The 23004-nt window shown below is 46.5% G+C and carries 24 protein-coding genes; 15 read left to right on the top strand and 9 right to left on the bottom strand.

What is annotated here, in order from left to right:
- The first annotated feature begins 28 nt into the window (after nucleotides 1–28).
- The 4 genes from hemH to H539_RS0105325 all read left to right on the top strand — a co-directional run bounded on the left by hemH (nucleotide 29) and on the right by H539_RS0105325 (nucleotide 3414).
- Complete coding sequence (hemH, locus tag H539_RS0105310; RefSeq protein ID WP_026692671.1) at nucleotides 29–961, top strand: ferrochelatase; 933 nt, start codon at nucleotides 29–31, stop codon at nucleotides 959–961.
- Nucleotides 962–1060: 99 nt separating this feature from the next.
- Nucleotides 1061–2485 carry a protoporphyrinogen oxidase gene (gene hemY, locus H539_RS0105315; protein WP_026692672.1) on the top strand — a complete coding sequence of 475 codons (1425 nt, stop codon included), beginning with the start codon at nucleotides 1061–1063 and terminating at the stop codon, nucleotides 2483–2485.
- A gap of 131 nt (nucleotides 2486–2616) precedes the next feature.
- The gene (locus H539_RS31345; RefSeq protein WP_155889947.1) at nucleotides 2617–2754 is read left to right on the top strand and encodes a hypothetical protein; all 138 of its coding nucleotides are present in this window, start codon (nucleotides 2617–2619) and stop codon (nucleotides 2752–2754) included.
- Between the two features lie 87 nt (nucleotides 2755–2841).
- Entirely contained in the window at nucleotides 2842–3414 is a 573-nt protein-coding gene (locus H539_RS0105325; protein WP_026692673.1) for a TetR/AcrR family transcriptional regulator, read from the top strand.
- Nucleotides 3415–3457: 43 nt separating this feature from the next.
- On the opposite strand, the gene yhfH is transcribed toward H539_RS0105325, so the two are convergent.
- Nucleotides 3458–3589, bottom strand: coding sequence for a protein YhfH (gene yhfH, locus H539_RS30615; protein WP_081415786.1), 132 nt, complete (start codon nucleotides 3587–3589; stop codon nucleotides 3458–3460).
- 171 nt (nucleotides 3590–3760) lie between these two features.
- Here yhfH and H539_RS0105335 point away from each other — a divergent pair, with 171 nt between their 5' ends.
- The 7 genes from H539_RS0105335 to H539_RS0105365 all read left to right on the top strand — a co-directional run bounded on the left by H539_RS0105335 (nucleotide 3761) and on the right by H539_RS0105365 (nucleotide 10866).
- Nucleotides 3761–4495, top strand: a complete 735-nt coding sequence (locus H539_RS0105335) for an MBL fold metallo-hydrolase (protein ID WP_026692674.1) — start codon at nucleotides 3761–3763, stop codon at nucleotides 4493–4495.
- Nucleotides 4496–4513: 18 nt separating this feature from the next.
- Nucleotides 4514–5500 (top strand): lipoate--protein ligase, encoded by a 987-nt coding sequence (lplA, locus tag H539_RS0105340; protein ID WP_026692675.1) that lies wholly within the window; start codon nucleotides 4514–4516, stop codon nucleotides 5498–5500.
- A gap of 168 nt (nucleotides 5501–5668) precedes the next feature.
- A complete protein-coding gene (locus H539_RS0105345) occupies nucleotides 5669–7216 on the top strand; it encodes a fatty acid--CoA ligase family protein (RefSeq protein ID WP_026692676.1) in 1548 nt (515 codons plus the stop codon).
- Nucleotides 7217–7456: 240 nt separating this feature from the next.
- Nucleotides 7457–8305: an enoyl-CoA hydratase-related protein gene (locus tag H539_RS0105350; protein WP_245602131.1), complete on the top strand. Its 849-nt coding sequence runs from the start codon at nucleotides 7457–7459 to the stop codon at nucleotides 8303–8305.
- Between the two features lie 188 nt (nucleotides 8306–8493).
- Nucleotides 8494–9213 (top strand): AzlC family ABC transporter permease, encoded by a 720-nt coding sequence (locus tag H539_RS0105355; RefSeq protein WP_026692678.1) that lies wholly within the window; start codon nucleotides 8494–8496, stop codon nucleotides 9211–9213.
- Nucleotides 9210–9515 carry an AzlD domain-containing protein gene (locus H539_RS0105360; RefSeq protein WP_026692679.1) on the top strand — a complete coding sequence of 102 codons (306 nt, stop codon included), beginning with the start codon at nucleotides 9210–9212 and terminating at the stop codon, nucleotides 9513–9515. Before H539_RS0105355 ends, H539_RS0105360 begins: the two co-directional genes overlap by 4 nt.
- Before the next feature lie 88 nt (nucleotides 9516–9603).
- Nucleotides 9604–10866 (top strand): M48 family metallopeptidase, encoded by a 1263-nt coding sequence (locus tag H539_RS0105365; RefSeq protein WP_026692680.1) that lies wholly within the window; start codon nucleotides 9604–9606, stop codon nucleotides 10864–10866.
- 177 nt (nucleotides 10867–11043) lie between these two features.
- On the opposite strand, the gene H539_RS0105370 is transcribed toward H539_RS0105365, so the two are convergent.
- Nucleotides 11044–11283 carry an IDEAL domain-containing protein gene (locus H539_RS0105370; protein ID WP_026692681.1) on the bottom strand — a complete coding sequence of 80 codons (240 nt, stop codon included), beginning with the start codon at nucleotides 11281–11283 and terminating at the stop codon, nucleotides 11044–11046.
- A 159-nt stretch (nucleotides 11284–11442) separates the two neighbouring features.
- On the opposite strand from H539_RS0105370, the gene H539_RS0105375 reads away from it, so the two are divergent.
- Nucleotides 11443–12018 (top strand): competence protein ComK, encoded by a 576-nt coding sequence (locus tag H539_RS0105375; protein WP_026692682.1) that lies wholly within the window; start codon nucleotides 11443–11445, stop codon nucleotides 12016–12018.
- A gap of 80 nt (nucleotides 12019–12098) precedes the next feature.
- Here H539_RS0105375 and H539_RS0105380 read toward each other — a convergent pair whose 3' ends face one another.
- Nucleotides 12099–12473: a YhjD family protein gene (locus tag H539_RS0105380; RefSeq protein WP_026692683.1), complete on the bottom strand. Its 375-nt coding sequence runs from the start codon at nucleotides 12471–12473 to the stop codon at nucleotides 12099–12101.
- 236 nt (nucleotides 12474–12709) lie between these two features.
- Here H539_RS0105380 and H539_RS0105385 point away from each other — a divergent pair, with 236 nt between their 5' ends.
- The 3 genes from H539_RS0105385 (at nucleotide 12710) to addA (ending at nucleotide 20693) form a co-directional block, all read left to right on the top strand.
- Entirely contained in the window at nucleotides 12710–13327 is a 618-nt protein-coding gene (locus H539_RS0105385; protein WP_026692684.1) for a TVP38/TMEM64 family protein, read from the top strand.
- 167 nt (nucleotides 13328–13494) lie between these two features.
- Nucleotides 13495–16974 carry a helicase-exonuclease AddAB subunit AddB gene (gene addB / locus H539_RS0105395; protein ID WP_026692685.1) on the top strand — a complete coding sequence of 1160 codons (3480 nt, stop codon included), beginning with the start codon at nucleotides 13495–13497 and terminating at the stop codon, nucleotides 16972–16974.
- The gene (gene addA / locus H539_RS0105400; RefSeq protein ID WP_026692686.1) at nucleotides 16971–20693 is read left to right on the top strand and encodes a helicase-exonuclease AddAB subunit AddA; all 3723 of its coding nucleotides are present in this window, start codon (nucleotides 16971–16973) and stop codon (nucleotides 20691–20693) included. Before addB ends, addA begins: the two co-directional genes overlap by 4 nt.
- Nucleotides 20694–20868: 175 nt before the next feature.
- Here addA and H539_RS0105405 read toward each other — a convergent pair whose 3' ends face one another.
- From H539_RS0105405 to H539_RS0105430, 6 genes are all read right to left on the bottom strand, one after another.
- Entirely contained in the window at nucleotides 20869–21090 is a 222-nt protein-coding gene (locus H539_RS0105405; protein WP_026692687.1) for a spore germination protein, read from the bottom strand.
- Between the two features lie 66 nt (nucleotides 21091–21156).
- Nucleotides 21157–21573, bottom strand: coding sequence for a spore germination protein GerPE (locus H539_RS27800; RefSeq protein ID WP_051348443.1), 417 nt, complete (start codon nucleotides 21571–21573; stop codon nucleotides 21157–21159).
- A gap of 5 nt (nucleotides 21574–21578) precedes the next feature.
- Nucleotides 21579–21752, bottom strand: coding sequence for a hypothetical protein (locus H539_RS0105415; protein WP_026692688.1), 174 nt, complete (start codon nucleotides 21750–21752; stop codon nucleotides 21579–21581).
- An 11-nt stretch (nucleotides 21753–21763) separates the two neighbouring features.
- Entirely contained in the window at nucleotides 21764–22351 is a 588-nt protein-coding gene (gene gerPC, locus H539_RS0105420) for a spore germination protein GerPC (protein WP_035321950.1), read from the bottom strand.
- An 82-nt stretch (nucleotides 22352–22433) separates the two neighbouring features.
- A complete protein-coding gene (locus H539_RS0105425; RefSeq protein ID WP_026692690.1) occupies nucleotides 22434–22649 on the bottom strand; it encodes a spore germination protein GerPB in 216 nt (71 codons plus the stop codon).
- Between the two features lie 23 nt (nucleotides 22650–22672).
- A complete protein-coding gene (locus H539_RS0105430; RefSeq protein ID WP_026692691.1) occupies nucleotides 22673–22894 on the bottom strand; it encodes a spore germination protein in 222 nt (73 codons plus the stop codon).
- Between the last annotated feature and the right edge of the window lie 110 nt (nucleotides 22895–23004).

Raw genomic sequence — 23004 nt, forward strand, 5'->3', positions numbered from 1 at the left:
AAACCCAGCCAATGAGAGGTGCAGCCAAATGGAAAAAAAGAAAGTCGGATTATTAGTAATGGCTTATGGAACGCCATACAAGGAAGAAGATATTGAAAGATATTATACACATATCAGGCATGGCAGAAGGCCGAGCGATGAAGCCATTCTTGATCTAAGAACCAGATATGCTGCCATAGGAGGAATTTCCCCGCTTGCCAGAATCACCGAGGAACAGGCCCAGGCCCTCGAAAAGAGACTGAATGAGGTACAGGATGAAGTAGAATTCACCTATTATCTAGGCCTTAAGCATATCGAGCCATTTGTTGAAGATGCGGTACATCAGATGAAAAAGGATGGCATTATGGAAGCCGTGAGCATTGTGCTTGCCCCGCACTTCTCTACTTTCAGCGTAAAATCATATAACGGAAGGGCCAAGGAAGAAGCAGCGTCCATCGGCGGGCCGGAAATCAAAAGTGTAGAAAGCTGGTATGATGAGCCTAAATTCATTCAATACTGGGTGGACCGGGTGACAGAGACCTACGCAAAGATGAGTGAAAACGAAAGAGAAAGAGCGGTCCTGATTGTTTCGGCACATAGCCTGCCTGAGAAAATCCTTCTTTCAGGAGATCCATATCCCCGGCAGCTGCAGGAAACTGCAAGCTTAATTGCAGAAGGGGCGGGAATCAAGCATTATGAGCTTGGATGGCAGAGTGCAGGCGGGACTCCGGAGCCATGGCTTGGGCCGGATGTTCAAGATCTTACAAGAGAGCTCTTTCAGAAGGAAGGCTATCAGGCGTTTGTTTACACTCCGGTGGGATTTGTATCCGATCATCTTGAAGTTCTTTATGACAATGATGTGGAGTGTAAGGTGGTCACTGAAGAAATAGGAGCCGCCTATTACCGTCCGGAAATGCCGAATACGCATCCGCAATTTATTGATGCATTGGCGGACGTTGTATTAAAGAAACTGCGTTCTTAAAACGATCGATAAAGCGGCGGAAGGTCTGCGGTTTATTCTGCAGCCTGCAGCCGCTTTCGGATTGAATACCCATTTGCATAAAAAAGAAGGCGATGAACCGTGAAACAGCAAAGGCAGAGGGCTGTAGTAATCGGAGGGGGAATCACCGGTCTGACGGCCGCTTATTACCTGCAAAAAAAGGCCCGGGAAGAAAAACATCCTTTGGATGTGATTCTGATAGAAGCCGGCCAGCGTCTGGGAGGCAAAATCCAGACAACGAAAAGGGATGGATTTGTAATCGAAAAAGGTCCGGAGTCTTTTCTTGCCCATAAATTAAGCGCAGTCCGTCTTGCTAAAGAAGCAGGAATGGAGGATAAGCTGGTGCAGAGCATGCCCGGCAGATCCTTTGTACTGGTCAGAGAGCGGCTGTATCCACTGCCTGGGGGGTCCGTATTAGGTGAGGAAGCCAGGATTATGCCCTTTATTTCCACTGGCTTATTCAGTCCTGTCGGCAAGCTGAGGGCGGCGGCTGATTTTGTCCTGCCGCCCTCCAGAAAAGCCGAAGATCAGTCATTAGGGCAATTTTTCAGGCGCCGTTTTGGCGGTGAAGTGGTAGAAAACTTAATCGAACCCTTATTATCGGGCATTTATGCCGGTGATATCGATCATTTAAGTCTTATGTCCACCTTTCCGGAATTTTTCCAAGCAGAGCAGACCTATAAGAGCATGATCCTTGGCATGAAGCATTTAGCACCAGCGAATGTTCCGCAGACACAAAATAAAGAGGGGGCTTTTCTGACCTTCACCACAGGTTTGGAGTCCTTTGTAGAGGCTATAGAGTCCAAGCTCGATCCGGTATCGATCATAAAGGGAGTGAAGGCGGAGCGCGCCGTGCTGGAAGGAGGCCGCTACACCATCTCGCTGAATAACGGAGAAGTGCTGTCTGCGGACTCCATTATAGCTGCTGTACCGCATCCTGCTGTCCGGCACATTTTCTCGGAATATCCCTTCTTTGATGAATTAAAGGAAATGCCCACAACAAGTGTTGCTACTGTATCCATGGCATTTGATGCATCCGCCCTGAAAAAGGACTTCGGAGGGACGGACTTTGTTGTATCCCGCAATAGTGATTATACAGTTACCACATTTACCTGGACCCACAAAAAATGGCCTCATTCCGCCCCGGAGGGAAAAGTACTGCTCCGCTGCTATATAGGCAGGGCTGGAGATCAGGTAGTGGTCGATTTATCGGATGATGAGATTAGGCAGGTGGTCCTGGAAGACTTAAACAAAATCATGTCGATTACAGATGCTCCTCTTTTCACCATTGTAACCCGCTGGAAAGACGCCATGCCTCAATATACGGTAGGACACAGAGAGAGGATCGCCCGCTTGATGGAACAGGTTAGGAAAGATCTCCCCGGAGTGGTCCTTGCCGGAAGTTCCTATGAAGGAATCAGCCTTCCGGACTGCATTCAGCAGGGAGAGGAAGCAGCTGAAACGGTGTTCATGCAGCTAAAGGAAAAGGAAGTTATACCAGAGTGAATAAGCCAAACCAGTGCAGCAGCCGGTTTGGCTTATTAAACGTACCTGTACGATTGCTTTCAGAACATTTTGTTAAATATGCAGTCCTTTTGTAATAAAATAAAGGTATATGGCAAAAGGAGCGGTGTTCAATGAGCCGGAAATTGCGTAGAAAACAGGCGGAGGCCGCAGCAGGCGGGCGGATGCTGAATATGATGGTAACGGTATTATTAAACGTGTGTTTCTTTTCATTCCTGGCATGTGTGATTATGTTCTTTCTTCAGTTATAGCAGCAGGTTGTCTCCTCTGTCGTCATCTGTTATGATAAGCTTAAAATGACTGAATTATTCAATGGGTCATTAGACGGAGGAGAAAGAATGACAATAGACAGGAAACAATCCATTTTAAAGGCTGCTTCCAAGTCTTTTTCCCTGTTTGGCTATAAAGCGACCACAATGGATCAGGTTGCAAAAATTGCAAATGTAGGAAAAGGGACCATTTATACCTTTTTCCATAACAAAGAGGAGCTTTTCAAGGAAATTGTCCAGGGGCTGATCCAGGAGATGATGAATGCAGCCGAAGAAACACTGGATACAGCGGCGACCTTTCATGAAAATATCCATAATGTATTATATAAAATGCTTGAATACAGACGCGACCATCAGTTCATGATCAAACTGATGCAGGAGAAACGGGAAATGGGTACAAGAGCAGTCGTGGACATGGTCGATGAAATCGAGGAAGCGATTATTACGTATATCAGTGGAAAGATTCAAACAGGAATTGATAATGGGAAAATCATTCCCTGCGATCCTGAGCTTACTTCCTTCATCATCCTCAAGATGTATATTACCCTTATCTTTGACTGGGAGCAGACCCATAACCCGCTGCCCAAAGAAAAAATCGCAGAACTCCTTGAAGTCTATGTTTTCAAAGGATTATCCAGATAATATAAAACCAGCCGGGCATCCGGCTGGTTTTTTCCTGCTCTTCCTATTTAGAAATCTGCAGACAGGACTCGCATTTATTGCCATAGCATTCATGCTGCTCCTGAATGGTTTCTCCACATTCCGCGCACTGCTTTGCGGGAAGGTTCTTAAAGAATTCTAGGCTGCTTAGGATCATAGTCAACGCCTCCTGTTTGATTATTCAGAAAATTAAATGATTACTAGTATTGTATTATAACAGTTTTGAAAGGTCAAGTTATGTAGTATAACAAAATGTAAAAAGATGAAAAAATAGGCATAATGATTTATGATTTAACTATTCCATGCTAAATTGACGGGAGGAAATAATGTGAAACTTACCATCCTTGGCTGCTGGGGAGGTTATCCTGCCCAGAATGACGCTTCTGCAGGATACCTGCTGGAGCATGAAGACTTTACCCTGCTTGTGGACTGCGGCAGCGCTGTGCTGTCCAAGCTGCAGAATCACACAGCTCCCCGAAATTTAAACGGTGTGATACTTTCTCACTATGATGCCGATCATATTGCAGATATAGGGGTGCTGCAGCATGCCCTGTTAATTGATAAAATGCTTGGCAATGAAAAGGAAGCCCTTCCAATATACGGTCATACTCTCGATTCCAAAGGATTCAGCAGCCTCACGTATAAGGATATAACAAAGGGTGCGGCTTATTCGGACGAGGAGGCTTTGGAAATAGGCCCCTTCACTTTTACATTCTTAAAAACGAGACATGGCGCACCCTGCTTTGCCATAAGGATCGAATGTGACGGGAGAACGATGGTGTACACCGGGGATACCTCATATTTCGAGGAGCTTGCGGACTTCTCCAAGGACGCTGACCTGCTTTTATGTGAAAGCAATTTTTATAAGGGAATGGATGGAGAAAAGGCTGGCCATATGACAAGCACGGATGCAGGTACTCTCGCACAAAAGGCAGAAGTGAAGCTTCTTGTATTGACACATCTCCCGCATTTTGGGGAGGTCAGCCAGCTGCAGGAGCAGGCCGCAGAGGTGTTCGAGCGCCAAATTATCATCGCACGAAGCGGTATGGAGTATTACATTTGATTCAGGAGGACAAGACACATGCTTTTTATTGATAACAAAGGAATTACGGATCCAAGCATCAATCTGGCAATTGAAGAATATGCCTTGAAAAATTTAGATATTGAGGAAACGTATCTGCTATTTTATATCAATGAACCATCCATCATCATCGGGAAAAACCAGAATACCATTGAAGAAATCAATCGTAATTATGTGGAAGAGCATAACATCCATGTTGTAAGAAGACTGTCAGGCGGGGGCGCTGTTTACCATGATACCGGCAACCTGAATTTCAGCTTCATCACAAAGGATGATGGAGAAAGCTTCCATAATTTCAGGAAGTTTACGGAGCCTGTGGTAGAAGCTCTTAGAAAGCTTGGGGTGAATGCGGAATTAAGCGGCCGGAACGACCTTGAAGCAGAAGGGCGTAAAATCTCCGGGAATGCACAGTTCTCAACCCGCGGCCGAATGTTCAGCCATGGCACCCTGCTTTTCAGCTCTGAAATGGAAAATGTAGTGTCTGCCCTTAATGTAAAGCAGGAAAAGATTGCTTCCAAAGGGATTAAATCGATCCGCAGCAGGGTGGCCAATATATCCGAGTTTTTAAAAGAGCCGATGACAATCGAGGAATTCAGGAGCACACTTCTTCAGTACATCTTCAATATGGAGGAAGTTCAGGAATATGTCCTGACTGAACAAGATTGGGAAAATATCCGCAAGCTGTCTGAAGAAAGATACCGGAACTGGGAATGGAACTATGGTAAATCCCCTAAATTCAATCTTCAGAGGAGCCATCGTTTCCCTGTGGGCAGCATTGATATCAGACTGGAAGTGAATAAGGGGAAAATCGAGGAGTGCAGGATTTTCGGTGATTTCTTCGGTGTAGGGGATGTTCACGATATTGAGGAAAAGTTGACCGGAAAGAGATATGACCGCTCTGAAATCACGAATGCTCTTGAGGATATCCATATTCAGCACTATTTTGGAAATATATCAAAGGAAGATTTCATCCAGCTGGTATATTGATGCAGGATCCGGGCTGGCTTCCATGTACAGGCAGCCAGCTTTATTTTTGTTAGTATCCGCCTTTTTTTAACTCCAGGGTTGAAGAAAGGGCTATATTTTACTATAATATTATTTGAAAATTAAAAATATGAATGACTATTCATTCAGAAGTCAAGAAGGAGGGAAACTATGAATTTATCAAGGAGATTGCATGAAACGGCCGGAGGGGCCGCTGATAAAACAGCTTATATCTTTATGGAGCAGAAGACCTCGTATGGGCAATTGGATTCTGCTATATCAAAGTTTGCAAATTCGCTGAGGGACCTTGGCATTAAAAAAGGTGACCATATCGCCCTGGTCTTGGGGAATACCCCGCATTTCATTATTGGATTGTATGGCGCTTTACGTGCGGGTGCAACCGTTATTCCGATCAACCCCATCTATACTCCTGATGAAATCGGATATATCATCAGCAATGGGGATGTCAAGCTTGTCATTACACTCGATATTATCCTGCCGCTGATGGAGGCATTGGATCCCGCTATGCCAAATGTAAAGCATATTGTCTATTGTCACACCTCAAAGGAAGGCACAGGAAATCTCACAGACTTATCGATTTATCCAAAATTGAAACCGGTTACATACTTGATTGAAACAGGAAACCCTGCCTATCTGGAGGCAGATACCTGCGAAGATGATACTGCTGTGATCCTCTACACATCGGGTACAACTGGAAAACCGAAAGGAGCCATGCTTACCCATAAGAACCTCTACAAGAATGCGGATGATGTAGGCACCTATCTTAAAATGAATGAAAGCGATTCTGTTATTACAGCGCTTCCTATGTTCCATGTGTTTTGCCTCACCGTCTCACTGAACGCCCCTTTATTACAGGGAGCCACTCTCTTGATCATGCCAAAATTCAGTCCCAAGGAAGTATTCCGGCTGGCAGCGAAGTATGAGGCTACCGTGTTTGCCGGTGTTCCAACCATGTATAACTTCCTATACCAGTTCCCTGATGGAAACTCAGATGATTTAAAATCTCTGCGCCTGTGCATTTCCGGGGGAGCGGCCATGCCGGTTTCCCTTCTAAAAGAGTTTGAGAAAAAATTTAAAGTGGTCGTTTCAGAAGGCTATGGATTGTCCGAAGCATCTCCTGTCACCTGCTTTAATCCTTTGGACCGCCCAAGGAAACCAGGCTCCATCGGGACCAATATTTTGAATGTGGAAAATAAGGTCATGAACGAGCTTGGGGAGGAGGTCCCGCCCGGCCAGGTAGGAGAGCTTGCCGTTAAAGGCCCGAATGTCATGAAGGGTTATTATAAAATGCCTGAGGAAACCGCGGCGGTTCTTAAAGACGGCTGGCTTTATACCGGTGATCTCGCCAGGATGGATGAAGAGGGCTATTTCTATATTGTGGACAGAAAAAAGGATCTTGTAATTGTAGGAGGCTATAATGTGTATCCTCGGGAAGTGGAGGAGGTCCTTTTTGCGCACCCTCATATTGTGGAGGCAGCCGTCATCGGAGTGCCGGATCCAAATCAGGGAGAGGCGGTCTATGCATTTGTCGTCTCCGACTCAAAGGACGTGACCGGCGGGGATTTGACCGCTTATTGCAGGGAGCATCTGGCTAAATATAAAGTACCATCGGCTTTCGAGTTCCTGGAGGAGCTGCCGAAAAATACGACAGGCAAAATACTCAGAAGAACATTGAAACCCTCTGTTTCACAGGTCTAAATGATGCTTCAGGGAACAGGCGGCGCCCGTTGTATTAGGGCTGCCGCCTTTTTGGCTATCCGGAAACTAATCAAGGCCTAAAAGGAGAATCCGAAATACATAGCGGAGTGAACTCCCTTTCTGAAAGTCTAAGAAAATCCAATTTTTACAAATTGTAAATATCTTGAATTTTTCTGTTTTTCGCTTAAGGCTCAGGGGAAAAGACTTACTAAGAGTCTAAAGGAGAGAGGTGGCAACCGAATGAATGCATCAGGAAAAGACACAACACCAGCCAGCTGGAATTCCCATGTTTTAATGGAAAAAGGGTCTGGCAATTCTTCCATCCTGTATGAGGTCGATTCATTCCGCGCTTATATTACCTTAAATAGAGAAAAAAGCCTTAATGCCTTGACTTTTTCCATGCTCCAGCGGCTGGATGAAGTGGTGAAGGATATTCATGGGAATTCCCAGGTAAGGATGGTGGTGATTTCAGGGGCTGGAGACAGAGCCTTCAGCGCTGGGATGGATCTTCAAGAGCTGGAAGCATTCAAACCGGAGGAAATCATGGAATTCCAAAAACTTCTGGGAAACATCTGCAGCTCAATCGAGGGGCTGCCGCAGCCGACAGTTGCCGCAGTGAATGGATATGCGTTTGGTGCGGGCCTGGAGCTGGCACTGGCATGTGATATAAGAATTGGAATTGAACATGCCCTGCTCGGATTCACGGACACAAGCTTTGGTCTGATCCCTGGAAGCGGAGGAACCCAGAGACTCCCCAGGCTGATCGGTGAATCCAGGGCACTCGAGATGATTCTGACAGGAAGGAGGGTTACAACGACGGAAGCGCTTGCTTATGGTCTCTTCACCAAAACAGCTTCTCATAGTTCCTTCAGTCAGACAGTAGAAGATTATGCGGACCTTCTCCTGCAAAATGCCCCTATTGCTATGGCACAGGCTAAGTCGGCGATGAAAAAAGGGCTGAAAACTACATTTGCAGAGGGACTTCTGCTTGAAGGAGATTCGTTTAGAAAAACCGTTCAAACAGAAGACCGAATGGAAGCGATGGCTGCCTACAGGGAAAAGCGCAGGCCAGTATTTAAAGCAAAATAAAACAAAGCATCACAGGCTCTTGATACTCTCCTCTCGTATGATAGCGGAGGGTTTTTTTATTTGTCTTTTTTTAACCTTTGTATTGAATAATAGTTTTATATATAAGTATAATTTATAAAATACATACATGTGATTTGCTTTATTGACAACAGGCTATAGGTAAACTAGAAAAGGAGATGCACGCACCCATGCAGGAAATTGCAGTCAAGAAAGAAATGTCTTCCTTTCGTCGAGGAATGCAGGAGGGGACAAGCATAGCGATCGGCTATTTTCCGATAGCGCTTACCTTTGGCTTAATTGCCAAAAGCACTGGCCTGGCCCTGTCAGAAACAGTTCTAATGAGTCTCATTGTGTTTGCAGGCGCCTCTCAATATATGGCCTTGAACCTTTTGTCCCTTGGCACCGGAATTTATGAGATTATTCTTACGACCTTCATTGTGAATATCAGGCATTTCCTTATGTCTGCATCTTTAAGGGAAAAAACAGAGGATGACCATGTGTTAAAACAGGCGGCATTTGCATTTGGGATTACCGATGAAACTTTTTCCGTTGCTTCGATTAATAGTTCCCCGGTGACATCAGGCTATATGTTTGGTGTGAATGGGGTTGCCTATGCAAGCTGGGTCATCTGCTCGGGGCTTGGCTTTATTTTTGGTGCTGCACTTCCCCATGTGCTCCAGGAAAGCATGTCTATTGCCCTGTATGCCATGTTCATTGGACTTTTGGTGCCGTCCTTGAAGGGTAACAAAAAAGTCATACTTCTTGCTGTAACATCTGCCTGCCTGAACAGTGCTTTTACACTGTCCCATTTCCTTGGCACAGGCTGGTCCATAGTAACTTCCACTTTAATATCTGCCGTGCTGGTTGAAGCGGTAGATGGGGCCAGAAAGCGAGGGAAAGAAGCATGAACACATCTATATTACTGATGATTATCGGAATGGGGGCCGTGACCTACATACCCAGGGCCCTGCCCTTTGTGCTGTTTAAAAACAGGGAGCTGCCGCCTTTTCTACAGGGCGTTTTGCGGAACATTCCCTTCGCCACGCTGGGAGCACTTATTTTTCCCGCTGTCCTGCTCATTCAGGATAATATTTTATACGGGCTCATAGGAGCCGCAGCTGCTTTCCTGCTATCCTATCTGGGGCTGAATGTCATTGTTTCGGTATTAGGCTCCATTGTAGTGCTTACCTTATATTCAGCCATTTTTTAGCCGGCTTTGTCATGACCCGAATAATCGGTTCTAAATCCCAGTCAATTCGGCTACATTATAAGGAAAGCTCGTACGGAAGGAGAATAATATGGCTAGGAGAACCGCTTCATGGGCTATGCTCATTTATCTGTTGTTCATCGCTGTGATCTACTGGTATATATTTTATGGCACAAGTGCGGATATTCCTTCGCATTTAAAAGGGACAAGCGCCGACCCTTCGACTTTTATGAACAGCCGGGAGCTCGATATCAGCACGCATTATTCAAAGATCCGCAATTTTATGTTTTTCCTCGCGGCTCCCTATGACTGGATTTTCTATCTTTTTATTATGCTGGCTGGCTTTCCGGGCCTGGTCGAGCGCTGGTCCCGGAATCTTGTGAAATGGACCATCCTTCAGAATGGCATTTATTTATTCTGGGTATCTGTACTGGCTTTTCTTTTTACACTGCCGCTGGACTTTATCGGGTTCAGGCTGTCGAAATCCTATCACCTTTCGAACCAGACCTTTCCTTTGTGGATGAAGGATGAACTGATCGGCTTTTGGGTGGATTTCGCCTTGATGTGGGTGGTAATGAGCGTGTTATACTGGCTGATCAGAAGGTTTACGAAGAAATGGTGGCTGTATGCCTGGCTGCTTTCCATACCATTCACCCTGTTTTTGATGTTCATTCAGCCGGTTGTGATTGACCCGCTTTATAATAAATTTTATCCCCTGCAGGACCAAAAGCTCGAGAAAAAGATTCTTGCACTTGCGGCAAAGGCGGACATACCGGCAGAGCATGTCTATGAGGTGAACATGTCCACGAAGACTAATTCCATGAATGCCTATGTGAATGGGATTGGCTCAAATTCAAGGATTGTCCTGTGGGATACTACATTGAATAAATTGAGCGATAAAGAGATTCTGTTTATCATGGCGCATGAAATGGGCCACTATGTAGAAAAGCATCTGTATTTCGGGATAGCAGGCTCACTGGCAGGAAGCTTCATCGGTCTATGGATCGCCTCGAAATTAGTGGCAGCCATTATCCGAAGGTGGGGAGGACTTTTGAAAATCCCCTCGATTAAAAGCCTGAGCTCTTATCCCCTGCTGCTGCTCACAGCTTCGGTCCTGCTCTTTGCGGCAAGTCCAGTTTCTAATTATGCAGCCAGATATGAGGAGAAGCGGGCAGACATTTATGCCATCAAGATGACAAAGGACAAAGAGGCCGGCATTCATTCCTTTCAGGAACTCACACGGTCAGGGCTGAGCCAGGTAAATCCGCCCCTGCTTGTAAAGCTTTTCCGCTATACCCATCCGACCATGCTTGAGAGGATCTCCATGATTGAAAATTGGCCGGCAAAAAAGTAAATAAAAGAAATGGGCCGGCTCCCTGCCGGCCGCCTTTGGATTAAAGGGAATAAAAAATCCGTTATTCTAATAATCTGCGCTGCAAAGCAGAAGGCATCTTTAAAAATTTAAGGTAAAATTAAAAAAGACTCCAGGAAAATTAAACTTCCTGAAGTCTTTTCTATATTTTCCCACTCATTAGGTGCCGAATCTTTGCAGCAGCTCCTTCTTCTTATTGCTCAATTTCATAAAAAGCTCTTTGTCTCTGGAATCAAGGCTTTTATCAATCTCCGTGTTCACGCTGGCAAGCTCAAACAGCATACAGGCCTCATGGATCACCATCTCAATGAATAAATCCTGCATATAATTCTTACTCTGCTTCTGCCGGTCCATGACGGACTTCTTCATCAACTCTGAATAGGAATTCTTTTTGCTCATCCCTTTCACCCCGGTTCCTTTTTTCAATTATATGAGAAAAAGGGAAAAACCAAAACTATAGATTTTGAATTTTCTAAAAAATATTTAGTCTTGTCCTGAAAATCGTGATATGATGAATTTGAGAAGTGTAAAATTTTGGATGTTCAAAGGAGAAGGCCAATGAAAACCTTAAAATCTGCTTTAGTTGAGGAATATGAAGTAAATCCTTATACACTCATCATCATGCCGATAGAATATGGAAGCAAGATTTACTCGCGGGTAGTGGAGGTCGATGGGGAGCTGGTTTCACCATTTAAGCCGATTGAGATTATAAAGAAGAGCTGTGAGTATTTTGGCTCGAGCTATGAAGGCAGGAAAGACGGGACACGCCAGCTGGTAGGAATCACCCACAAGCTGCCGGTCACCATTGATCCTACCAGCAATCTCTTCTTCTTTCCCACGAATTCTCCTGGCAGGGAGGACTGCATATGGATTTCCCACGAAAATGTGGATGCCTACCACAGGGATGATAAAGGAAATACCGTTGTGACCTTTAGGAATAAAAATAAAATTGAAGTGCCCATTTCTTATTCTTCTTTTGAAAGCCAGATGTTCCGGACGGCCATGCTCCGGACGAAGCTGATTCAGAGAATTGAGGAGACTCAGAGGAAATCTATGTATTTATTTTCAAATCCTACATCCGAAGCATCGGATCTGAAGGCGAATTATCTTCTTGTCAACAGGCGCCGGCAGTAGCTGCGGCGGCTGTTCATCTGCCTGAACGGAAGCATGGCAGCTTCGATTAAGCAGGTTATAGCTGGAACATGCTTCCCGATTTAGGAATCAAGCCGGCTTTCGCATCTCCTGAATAGATAGGCAGTCATCAGCTCTTCGACTTTGTTTCGCAGCCTTGGATTAAAATAATTATGGTGCTCTTCATAGCCTTTATACATAAACAGGTACATGGTGAAGGCTTCATCCCTCCGGACCTCGCTTACATGTATATTTTCTTTTCTCAAGTAAAGTCTGGTCTCCTTTAAATCCCTCTGAACCTGTTTCATGGTTTCTTCGATAAGCTCTAAATATGGGCGCTTCAGCTTGAAGGGACTGCGGCCGATCACATCCAGGTCCCTGTTCAGGATCGTGAGGACCATGGGCAGATAAATCGCGTTTTCAATGATATCCCGGTCTTTCTCGGGTATTCTTGTCATTTCTCCAAAGCCCCCTCTGACTAAAAAACAGAACATTTGTTCTGTATATATCCTAATCAATTTTTTATCCCTTTGCAAGTGTCCGCCAGAAATTTTACGTCTCCTTACCATTATGATTTTTCTGCAAGAAATTATAACCTTCTAAAAAAATGAGTTATTATATTTATAGAGGGAAAAGAGATAAAAGAAGTGCAAGGAAGCCCTTGGGGCATTACATAATAGCTAAGGAGCAAAAGATGGATTTCAATGATTTGAAAGAATGGCTGACACTTGAAAATATGTATGACCTGATACACCATTACCGCGCTCTTGGGCCGCTTGCAGGGATCCTGTTTCCTGCGCTGGAAGCTTTTTTGCCGTTTCTGCCGCTTGTGGTGCTTGTACTCGCCAATGCAAGCGCCTTTGGCTTATGGTTCGGTTTTTTGTTTTCCTGGATAGGGGCCTGTGCCGGGTCTTATTTAGTATTCTGGCTTGTAAGGAAGTACGGCCAGGGGAAAGTGTTCCATTTCATTCAGAGGCACCGGCAGGTAAAAAAGCTGATGGATTGGGTGGACAGGCATGGCTTTGGACCATTGTTCGTGCTGCTTTGCCTCCCGTTTTCCCCCTCTGCCATCATCAATGTCGTCGCAGGGCTGTCTAATATCAGTCCAAGGCAGTACGCATTCGCTCTGGCGGCGGGCAAAATGGTCATGATCTTCTCCATCAGCTTTGTCGGATATGATTTATCTGCCCTTATACACAAGCCCCTCCGGACGGCAATCGTGGCGGTCATCATATTCCTCGTATGGCTTGCGGGTAAAACAATAGAAATCCGGATGAACAAAAGCGTAAAAAAACAAAAAGAACGAGCATGAATGGAGGCTTCCCGCTGGCGGGAAGCTTTTTATTTGGGGATAACAGGGAAATGGCGGCAGTTCCCATCCTCCTATTATCTTCCGAACGCCTGTTCCGAGCTTTTTCTTATCGAACGCCCATTTTTATGGTAAAATGGTGAGTATAAATTAAGTAGAGGAGGCAGGAAATGGCCCTTCGTTTTTTGCTTGGAAGGTCAGGAACGGGAAAGACCAGGCTTATTCTGGATGAGATCCGGGAGAAGCTTTCTCAGGACCCGGACGGACCTCCGATTATATATTTAGTACCAGATCAAATGACGTTTCAGTCTGAATATAAATTGATTTCGGCTCCTGGTTTGGATGGAATGATCCGGGCACAGGTATTCAGCTTCAGCAGGCTCGCATGGAGGGTCCTGCAGGAAACAGGAGGAATGGCGCGCACCCACCTGAACAGCGTGGGCATCACGATGCTGATCCAAAAAATCCTGGAAGACCAAAAGGATGATATGAGAATTTTCCAGCGCTCTTCGGATAAGCCTGGTTTTATCGGCCATATGGAGAGCATCCTCACTGAATTCAAAAGATACTGCATCACGCCTGAAAAACTCGGGGAAACCCTTCAGTCCGGAGAGAAGGCGTCGTCCGGCGCGGTGGCGGATAAAATTCATGACCTGCAGCTGATTTATGAATCCTTCGAAAACCAGCTGGAAGGAAAATACTTGGATTCCGAGGATTATTTCAAGCTGCTGGCTGAAAATCTAGAAAACTCGGATTATCTCAGAAATGCGGAAATTTATATCGACGGCTTCTACAGCCTTACCCCCCAGGAGCAGTTGATTGTAGAGGGACTTATGAAATGCTGCGCGAATGTCGCCGTATCACTGACTATGGATGAGCCCTTTGAGTACCGGCCGCCGGGTGAGCTGGATCTGTTCAGGCAGACAGGCCATATGTATCATACGCTCTATTCGCTTGCTTTGAAAAATAATATTTTCATTGAAGAAGAAGTTCTGAGGACATCGCATCGGTTCGCCCATGAAAGTCTGAGAGTGCTCGAGGAGAAATTCACCGCCCGGGGAGAGGCACCTTTTACCGATAACGCCAGGATTACCATTGGACAGGCAGTTAACAGGCGTGCAGAAGTGGAAGGGGCAGCAAGGACGATTGCATCCCTTGTGCGGGATCGGGATTATCGGTACAGGGATATCGCTGTGCTCGTAAGAAATGCCTCTTCCTATCAGGATATTATCGAGACGGTGTTTAAAGATTACAACATTCCTATTTTTATCGATGCCAAGAGATCCATGCTGAACCATCCTGTTGTAGAGCTGATCCGCTCGGTCCTTGAAATTCTTGATACCAGCTGGAGATACGAGCCTGTCTTTAGGGCGGTCAAGACGGAGCTGATGTTCCCGATCAGCGATCAGCCGTCCATCATGCGCCGCCGTGCGGACCGGCTTGAGAACTATGTGCTGTCAAGAGGGATAAAGGGCAGCAGATGGACAAATAAGGAACCCTGGTCATACAGGAAAGTAAGGGGCCTTGATCTGGGAAGCAAAGGCCAGACGGATGAGGAGAAAAGCATCGAGGCTGATTTGAATGAACTGAAAGAAATGATTTCAGCGCCGATCCAAAAGCTTTCCCGCAGGCTGAAGCGGGCAAAAGACAGCCGATACTTCTGTGAGGCTCTGTATCTGTTTCTTGAAGAGCTTCATATCCCTGAAAAGCTCGAAAGGCTGAAGCAGTCAGCAGAGGCGGAAGGAGACCTTGTGACGGCCAGGGAGCATGAACAGGTGTGGAACGCGGTCATGGAGCTCCTGGACCAGTTCGTGGAGCTTCTGGGGGATGAAAAAATGAGCCTCAAGAAGTTCATCGGGCTTCTGGAAGCCGGGATGGAGAGCATGAAATTCTCCCTTGTTCCCCCAGCCATTGACCAGGTTCTGATCACAAGCGTGGATCTCTCCCGCCTGAGTGATATTAAAGCAGCCTTTGCCATCGGATTGAATGAAGGAGTCCTTCCTGCAAAGATCGGGGAGGAAGGCGTGTTCTCTGACAGCGACAGGGAAAAGCTGCAGTCTGCAGGCCTTGAGCTGGCCCCAGGCACAAAGACCCGTCTCATGGATGAAGAATTCACAGCCTACAAGCTGTTCACCACTCCATCCCATGAATTGTTTATATCCTTCCCTCTTGCGGATGAGGAGGGCAAGTCGCTCATTCCGTCTTCCTATATAAAACGCATCCGGGACCAGTTCCCTGGAGCCGGAGAATGCTTCTGGTTCAATGACCCCCAAGAAGCGGGAGATGAAGAGCACCTTAGGTACGCCGTAAACAACAGAGTGGCACTTTCCTATCTTGCCTCGCAGCTGCAGCTGAAAAAGAGGGGATACGAAATCCATCCTGTTTGGTGGGATATTTATAATTCCTTCCTGCTGGACCCGGAACAGAAACGGGAGACCTCGCTGGTCCTTTCCAGCCTGTTCTATAAAAACAGGACAAAAAAACTGACAGAAACGACAAGCAGGCAGCTCTATGGGGAAAGCATACAGGCGAGTGTCTCGAGAATGGAGATGTTCAACAGCTGTCCGTTCTCGCATTTTGCCGCACATGGCTTAAAGCTGCATGAACGCAGGATCTTCCGCCTGGAGGCACCTGATATCGGAGAAATGTTCCATGCTGCACTGAAGCTCATCGCGGATCATCTGGAGGAGAGGAATATCTCCTGGGCCGCCCTGACAAAAGAGGAGTGCATGGAGCTTGCGGGACTTGCTGTCAGGGAAATCGCTCCAAGGCTGCAGAACCAGATCCTGCTCAGCACAAACCGGCATCATTATATTGCCCGGAAGCTTCAGCAGGTCATCGGAAGGGCGTCCATGGTCTTGAGTGAGCATGCGAAGGCCAGCGGATTCAGCCCGGTCGGACTCGAACTTGGCTTTGGACGGAACAGCGAGCTTCCGCCTCTTACTTTTTCGCTTAAAAATGGGACGACCATGGAGCTGGTCGGAAGGATTGACAGGGTGGATAAAGCAGAGGATCCGGAGGGAGTGTATCTAAGGGTGCTGGATTATAAGAGCAGCTCCAAGGAACTAAACCTCAGCGAAGTCTATTATGGCCTGGCCCTGCAGATGCTCACGTATCTCGATATCATCGTGACCCATTCCCGCTCCTTGATCGGCAGGGAGGCAAAGCCTGCCGGAGTGCTGTATTTCCATGTTCATAATCCCCTGGTCAAGGCAGGAAGCATGCTGTCGAAAGATCAGATAGAAGAAGAGATCTTTAAAAGCTTTAAGATGAAAGGCCTTCTTCTCGGGGAAAAAGGTGTGCTGGAGCTGATGGATGCGAATCTTCAAGAAGGCAGCTCCCAGATCATCCAGGCAGGCTTCAAGAAGGATGGCGGCCTGAGCTCCACCTCAAAGGTGGCCAGCAGCGAGGAATTTACACATCTTAATAAGTATGTAAGAAACATTTACCAAAAGGCAGGGGACGAAATAGTCAGCGGCAATGTTGAAATTGCCCCTTATAAGCTGAAGGATCATGTACCCTGTACCTTCTGCTCCTATAAATCGGTCTGCCAGTTCGACTCCTCCCTGGAGGAGAATGACTATCGTCTCTTGACGCCTAAAAAAGAAACAGATGTACTTTCCATCATTAAAGGGGGCTTTGATTCATGACAAAAATGCTGATACCTGTAAAGCCTGCCGAGGCATCCTGGACAGAGGACCAATGGAAAGCCATCTGGGCAAAGGGGCAGGACATACTGGTCGCTGCGGCAGCAGGATCCGGGAAAACCGCGGTCCTGGTTAACAGGATCATCCAGAAGCTGCTGGCAGGGGATGACCCTATGGATATCGATGAGCTTCTTGTCGTAACCTTTACAAATGCCTCAGCAGCCGAGATGCGCCACAGGATTGCAGATGCCCTGGAATCAGCGATCAAGGAAAATCCTTCATCGCAGCATATAAGGAAGCAGCTCAGCCTGATTAATAGGGCTTCCATTTCAACCCTGCATTCCTTCTGTATGGAAGTGATCCGCAAATATTACTATTTGATTGATGCAGATCCCGCTTTTCGGATTGCGGATTCCACAGAAGCGGAAATCATGAAGGATGAAATTCTTGAAGAGCTTTTCGAAGAGCATTATGCTGCATCGGATGATGAAAGCTTCTTTAGGGCAGTGGATGCTTATTCCAGTGATAGAAGCGATGCAGCCCTGCAGGAAATCGTGAGAGCCCTGTACGAATTTTCGCGCTCGCACCCTAAGCCGGAGGCCTGGCTTTCGGATCTTATACAGCTGTATGAAGTATATCCTGGGGATTCCATCGATGATCTGCCGTTCATCTCCAGCTTGAAGTTTGATATCCAGCTGAAGCTTGAGGCGGTGAAAGACCTCTTGGAGGAAGCACTCGAGCTGACAAAGCAGCCGGGAGGACCTGCTCCAAGGGCGGAGAACTTCCTGGAAGATCTTGCTGCGATTGAAAAGCTTCAATTGGCTCAATCATGGAATGAGTTATATCTGGCCATTCAGAATGTGAGCTTTGGCACCCTTAAACGCTGCAGCGGAGCTGATTTTAATAAGATCCTTACAGAACAGTCCAAGAAATACCGCGATAAAGCGAAAAAGCTGGTCGATGAACTGAAAAAGGAACTTTTCTCAAGAAAGCCGGAGAGCTTTTTGGAGGATTTCCAAGAGTTAAAGGGATATGCCGAAACGCTTGTACTCCTCGTCCGCCAGTTTGCGGAACGATTCAGTGAAGAAAAGAAGCGGAAGGGAATTGTCGACTTCTCTGACCTGGAGCATTTTTGTCTGGACATTTTAACTGGTATGGACGATGAAGGCCATGTGGTCCCTTCTGAGGCAGCTCTTGAATACAGGCAGAAGTTCAAGGAAGTTCTGGTGGACGAGTATCAGGATACCAATATGGTCCAGGAAACCATTCTAAGCCTCGTAACCACTCCTGGCGAAGAAAACGGAAACCTCTTTATGGTAGGGGATGTCAAGCAGTCGATCTACCGTTTCCGTCTGGCTGAACCGAATCTCTTCCTGCAGAAATACAGCCGGTTTACCCACACCGGCACGAGTGCCGGATTAAAGATCGATCTAAACCAGAACTTTAGGAGCAGAAAGGAAGTATTGGACGGTACTAACTACTTGTTCAAGCAGATCATGGGCGTAAAAGTAGGCGAGGTGGAATATAACCAGGATGCCGAATTGAAGCAGGGGGCACCATATCCCGACGAGCCGTATCCAATTGATGTCCACCTCATTGACCAGAGTTCTGATATTCAAGAAGCGGGATCTGATGAAGCTGGTTTTGAGGGGGAGGAGCTGGAGAATGCCCAGGCTGAAGCAAGGCTGATGGCCCGCCTGGTCAAGGAAGTCATAAGGGAAAAGCGTCCTGTCTATGATACGAAGCTTAAAGTCCACCGCCCGGCAGCTTTTAAGGATATCGTCATCCTGCTCAGATCCATGCCATGGGCCGATCAGATCATGGAAGAATTTAAAAAGCAGGGAATCCCGATTTACGCCAATTTGTCTACCGGTTATTTTGAGGCAACCGAAGTGGCAATTATGATGTCGCTTCTAAAGATCATAGATAACCCGTTGCAGGATATTCCGTTTGCTTCCGTGCTGCGCTCGCCGATCGTTTCCCTGGATGAAGAAGAGCTCGCAGAAGTCAGGCTGTATGCAAGGGGAGATTCCTACTTTGAGGCTGCTGCCGCATTTTGCAGGGAGGCAGACGAAAAAGAAGCCCCAGTCCTTTATGCGAAAGTATCAAGATTCCTTTCGCATCTTGAAAAGTGGCGCAGAATGGCAAGGGAAGGCTCCTTGTCAGAGCTGATCTGGCAGCTGTTCAGTGATACGAAATTCTATGATTTTGCCGGCGGCATGCCGGGCGGGAAACAGCGTCAGGCCAATCTAAGGGCTCTGTACGACCGAGCCCGGCAATATGAAGCAAGCTCCTTCCGGGGGCTGTTCCGTTTCCTTCGATTCATTGAACGGATGCAGGAAAGGGGCAGCGACCTTGGAGCAGCAAGAGCCCTCGGGGAACAGGAGGATGTCGTGAGGCTGATGACCATCCATTCCAGCAAGGGGCTGGAATTCCCGATTGTCATTACAGCCGGGCTCTCCCGGCAGTTTAATCTGATGGATATCAGAAAAAGCTACCTCCTTGACAAGGATCTTGGATTTGCATCCAAATATGTGAATCCGGAGCTGCAGATTACGTATCCTTCTCTGCCGCAGATTGCGTTCAAGCGAAAAAAGCATGTGGAAACCATTGCGGAAGAAATGAGGGTGCTGTATGTTGCGTTGACCCGGGCAAAAGAAAAGCTGATTTTGGTCGGCACGTTGAAGGATGCCCAAAAAAGCCTGGAGGATTGGACGGCTGCCCGCAGCGGCCGGGACTGGCTGCTAAAAGACCATGTCAGAGCCAATGCCAAAAGCTATCTGGATTGGATTGGCCCCGCACTCATGCGCCATACCGATTCACAGCAGGTGCTGGACGATGGCGGCGGGGACCGGTTCTTAAAGGACGACTCATCCTGGAACATCAGCATTATAAACATCGAAGAGCTGCAGGAAACTGCTGAAGCTCAAGAAGACCATGAGAGCTGGCTGCATGCTGTAGAGAAATCAGAGCCGGTGGATGTATCCTCAGGTTATAAGGAAACGGTACAACAGCAGTTGAGCTGGGAATACAGCTACCGTCCGGCTGCCCATTACCGTTCCAAGCAATCCGTCTCTGAACTTAAGAGGCAATATGAATTGAGAGATGAGGAGAGTGCTGGGGATTTACTGAGAAAATATCAAAAAGCCTATCTGAACCGGCCGAGGTTCATGCAGGAAAAATCGATCAGCCCTGCAGAAAGAGGGACCATTACCCACCTGGTCATGCAGCATATCGACCTCAAGGCAGACATTACAGAGTCTTATGTCCATGATAAGGTGCAGAGCCTGATTGTAAGGGAGCTCCTGACTGAGGACCAGGCATCCGCAGTGAATGCCGGCCTGATCGTCGATTTTTTCGGCACAGAGCTGGGCCTGAGACTGAAGAAAGCCAGGAGAGTCAGGCGGGAAGTTCCTTTCAATCTATCCATCCCGGCACGCGAGATTTATAGAGACTGGCAGGATGGGGAGGAAAGCATCCTTGTACAGGGAGTCGTAGACTGTCTGTTTGAGGACGAGCAGGGGACCGTGCTCCTTGATTACAAAACCGACGCCATTACAGGAAGATATTATAATGGCTTCGAAGGGGCTAAGGACATTCTGGCCGATCGTTACAAAACACAGCTGTCCCTATATGCCAGGGCCATCGAGAAAATATTGAAGAAAAAAGTGGATGAGAAATACCTGTTTTTCTTCGATGGAGCTCATCTATTAAAGCTATAGTCTAGTAAAAAAGCACGCAGAGGAAGGCAGATCCTGCCATCACGCTGTGTGCTTTTTTTTATTGGGAAGGAAAAAGTCAAACTTACATGTGAGATGGAACCAGAAGCCAGTCCTTGATACCTAGAGTATTAGAAATAAAAAACAGCCCGCTAGTTAAAGAGAGCTGTCTGAAAGTTTAATTATTCCCCACTATCGGCTGGTCAATAAGATTGGTGTCAAGAACTAGATTACCGCTCACAATGTTATTATTTAAAACAAAGAGGCCTATGGTGCCGGATCCTGAGCCATAGAATGTTTTAATTCCCTCTTTAGGTGAAATGACGGCTGTATCACCAAAATGGACAATTGAGCCTGATGAATTGCTGGTAATCTGTACGGGACCGACAATTGCTGGCATAAGAGGCCCCCTTCCTTCCTTTTTTCTGAAGTTACTATTTTAATTCCCTACAAGATATGTGTCCACTTAAGATAGGGTGCTCTGAACGGAACCGGGAGGAGTTAGCTCAGGGTGTCTTTCACCCAGCAGCTCCCTGATATTTTTAACCCTGGATAGCATACGGATGCTGCGTGTAGAGCCAATATGAATGACTGAGGAGGCGCTGACACCGCCTATGTCAATGGTTCCGGCCTGTATAAAAGGATTTTCGTTTATTACATTCATTTGAACAGGTTCTGTGATAGGTACATATCTTGGATCGTTGATAAAAATTGGATAGTTGAAGCTGCCTTCCCGGCTAAAGAATAATTCCTCTTCCCTTTGGATTGCAAGGGTGTATTGGGTCCCATCGACGTATGCTGAATCTCCAATCTCCAGCACGGAGCTAAAGAGGAGGGTATGGACATGAATATTTTTTACCTTTGAAACCCTTTTGGTTAACATGGGTTTTACGCAGAAACCGGAACAGTTGGTGCAATAATCAAAGATTCAGGAGGGGTGTCGAAGGCGGAAGACATCTGGATGCTTTTCGTATCTCCCACCAGCAGGACCGACGAGCTCGTTACGGCTGATATTTTAATATCACCAACACAGATTCCTTTGTTCACTACATTAAAAATCACTATTATTCCTCCTATTGATTAGAAAGTTGATTCACGAAAGTAAATAAAGCCTGGGATACATCGATCTTCAGCTTCTCTATGATTGTTTCCAATATTTGCGGCAGCTGCTCGGGGGTCCGCTCAACTGGCGGGGTGCTGTCGAGATACTGCTGGATCTTTTGGGGGAGCTGCCCAATAATATCATCCTTGATGAAATTCAGATAAGATGGATCAATCGGACTTCCTTTGCTTGCCCTGGAGAGGTTTTCTGTCAGCTCTGTATTGATATAATCCTGGATCACTCTGCAGATATTCTGGACAGCCTGTTCTCTCTCTGGAAAAAGAAAAGGAGGCGGCGGCCCTGCAGAGTTTACCGCAAATTCATCGATATTTTGCAGTTCATTTGGATTGAGACCAATGTTCAATGTACCATCCAGTCTCTCTACCTTCAGCTGATCAAAACGGTATTCAATCCGTTCGACATTTACAGGGGGCTTATCCTTTAGCTGCTGAAGCTGATTGTTAACATTCTGCAGGGACGCCTCCAAATTCCTTATCCGGGTCTCCTGCTGCTGAAGATATGCCTGGAGCTGATTCAGATACGTATAGATATCATTCATTAGAAGAGAACACCTCACTTACACCCCGGCATTGATGCCGCTTTTGCTTCATGCTATGCAGACGCAGTAAATGGGTGCATGCCTATTTCTGCTGATTTTGTTCGCTGCGGATGTTCAGCGGGGTCAAAGGAACAGCAGGAGGCGCTGCCTGGCTGAATCCGCCTGTGTTTGACAGCAGGGAGCTGGGCTTAATGATCCCGGCACTCCCGATTTGAAATACAGAGGAATTACTGATCCCGGTAATTCTGATCATATTGATCTGGATATTTTGCTGGATATTATAAGTAACACCCATCATTTCCGCCCCTTTCATAAACATGATTATATATTTGTAAAAATTGGCTGATCAACGCCGTCTGCGTCGTACGTATTGGTACTGCTGACCTGGTTTTGTACGGATATGTTATCACCTGTATTAAAGGAGCCTGCCCCGGCAAACGTCTTCGCGAAGGTAAAAGGAGCAATTTTATATACATCCCCAATATTGAATACAGCCCCGCTTCCGACAGAAAGCACTTGAACGGCCCCGACTATTGCCGGCATTTGCCTCATTCCTTTTATCATGGCTTGGGTCAAGTTCCACATTATGAATACATGCTTTAGTCTATGTTTTTTCCGCGGGTATGTGATAAACGCACAGCCAATGAATTTTC

It is taken from the genome of Peribacillus kribbensis DSM 17871 (assembly GCF_000430765.1).
Classification (GTDB): domain Bacteria; phylum Bacillota; class Bacilli; order Bacillales; family DSM-1321; genus Paraperibacillus; species Paraperibacillus kribbensis.

What these genes read in the sequence shown, in the direction of transcription:
- hemH (WP_026692671.1), top strand. Translation starts at nt 29, where the DNA reads ATGGAAAAAAAGAAAGTCGGATTATTAGTAATGGCTTATGGAACGCCA.
- H539_RS31345 (WP_155889947.1), top strand. Translation starts at nt 2,617, where the DNA reads ATGAGCCGGAAATTGCGTAGAAAACAGGCGGAGGCCGCAGCAGGCGGG.
- H539_RS0105325 (WP_026692673.1), top strand. Translation starts at nt 2,842, where the DNA reads ATGACAATAGACAGGAAACAATCCATTTTAAAGGCTGCTTCCAAGTCT.
- yhfH (WP_081415786.1), bottom strand. Translation starts at nt 3,589, where the DNA reads ATGATCCTAAGCAGCCTAGAATTCTTTAAGAACCTTCCCGCAAAGCAG.
- lplA (WP_026692675.1), top strand. Translation starts at nt 4,514, where the DNA reads ATGCTTTTTATTGATAACAAAGGAATTACGGATCCAAGCATCAATCTG.
- H539_RS0105345 (WP_026692676.1), top strand. Translation starts at nt 5,669, where the DNA reads ATGAATTTATCAAGGAGATTGCATGAAACGGCCGGAGGGGCCGCTGAT.
- H539_RS0105350 (WP_245602131.1), top strand. Translation starts at nt 7,457, where the DNA reads ATGAATGCATCAGGAAAAGACACAACACCAGCCAGCTGGAATTCCCAT.
- H539_RS0105355 (WP_026692678.1), top strand. Translation starts at nt 8,494, where the DNA reads ATGCAGGAAATTGCAGTCAAGAAAGAAATGTCTTCCTTTCGTCGAGGA.
- H539_RS0105360 (WP_026692679.1), top strand. Translation starts at nt 9,210, where the DNA reads ATGAACACATCTATATTACTGATGATTATCGGAATGGGGGCCGTGACC.
- H539_RS0105365 (WP_026692680.1), top strand. Translation starts at nt 9,604, where the DNA reads ATGGCTAGGAGAACCGCTTCATGGGCTATGCTCATTTATCTGTTGTTC.
- H539_RS0105370 (WP_026692681.1), bottom strand. Translation starts at nt 11,283, where the DNA reads ATGAGCAAAAAGAATTCCTATTCAGAGTTGATGAAGAAGTCCGTCATG.
- H539_RS0105375 (WP_026692682.1), top strand. Translation starts at nt 11,443, where the DNA reads ATGAAAACCTTAAAATCTGCTTTAGTTGAGGAATATGAAGTAAATCCT.
- H539_RS0105380 (WP_026692683.1), bottom strand. Translation starts at nt 12,473, where the DNA reads ATGACAAGAATACCCGAGAAAGACCGGGATATCATTGAAAACGCGATT.
- H539_RS0105385 (WP_026692684.1), top strand. Translation starts at nt 12,710, where the DNA reads ATGGATTTCAATGATTTGAAAGAATGGCTGACACTTGAAAATATGTAT.
- addB (WP_026692685.1), top strand. Translation starts at nt 13,495, where the DNA reads ATGGCCCTTCGTTTTTTGCTTGGAAGGTCAGGAACGGGAAAGACCAGG.
- addA (WP_026692686.1), top strand. Translation starts at nt 16,971, where the DNA reads ATGACAAAAATGCTGATACCTGTAAAGCCTGCCGAGGCATCCTGGACA.
- H539_RS0105405 (WP_026692687.1), bottom strand. Translation starts at nt 21,090, where the DNA reads ATGCCAGCAATTGTCGGTCCCGTACAGATTACCAGCAATTCATCAGGC.
- H539_RS27800 (WP_051348443.1), bottom strand. Translation starts at nt 21,573, where the DNA reads ATGTTAACCAAAAGGGTTTCAAAGGTAAAAAATATTCATGTCCATACC.
- gerPC (WP_035321950.1), bottom strand. Translation starts at nt 22,351, where the DNA reads ATGAATGATATCTATACGTATCTGAATCAGCTCCAGGCATATCTTCAG.
- H539_RS0105425 (WP_026692690.1), bottom strand. Translation starts at nt 22,649, where the DNA reads ATGATGGGTGTTACTTATAATATCCAGCAAAATATCCAGATCAATATG.
- H539_RS0105430 (WP_026692691.1), bottom strand. Translation starts at nt 22,894, where the DNA reads ATGCCGGCAATAGTCGGGGCCGTTCAAGTGCTTTCTGTCGGAAGCGGG.